This window comes from Bacillus sp. SIMBA_031, from assembly GCF_046535225.1.
Lineage (GTDB): Bacteria > Bacillota > Bacilli > Bacillales > Bacillaceae > Bacillus > Bacillus velezensis.
The window spans coordinates 1-326 of sequence record NZ_JAWRXC010000096.1; the positions used below are offsets into that span (position 1 = coordinate 1).

The 326-nt window shown below is 62.0% G+C and carries 1 protein-coding gene; it reads right to left on the minus strand.

Annotated elements, in window-relative coordinates; genetic code table 11:
• The coding region (locus tag SB724_RS19665; protein WP_410572465.1) for a hypothetical protein at positions 1-326 on the minus strand (326 nt) is incomplete at both ends.

The following is a 326-nucleotide window of genomic DNA, read 5'->3' on the forward strand; positions in this document are numbered from 1 at the left end:
GGGAAACGGATACACCACCTTGGTGATCTCGGGATCGTAGACGTGCGCGCGCAGCGCAAGCCCCGCAACGAGGCGCGAGTAGGCTACGTCATGGTCGGACTTGAACGCCATGCGCTGATACGATGCGATGAGCAGCGTAGAGCAGGCCCCAACGAAAATCACCCGTTTGAGGCGCACGGCCGAGTCACTGTTGAGCGCAGCGAAAATGATTAGCGCGAGCCAGCTAGCCAGCGAGGCGGTTGTATAGCGTGAGGCCAGTGCGGTCCCGACACCGAACCAGAGTCGGCCGCCTGCTGTCAACAACGCATTGCCCGCGACGAACACGG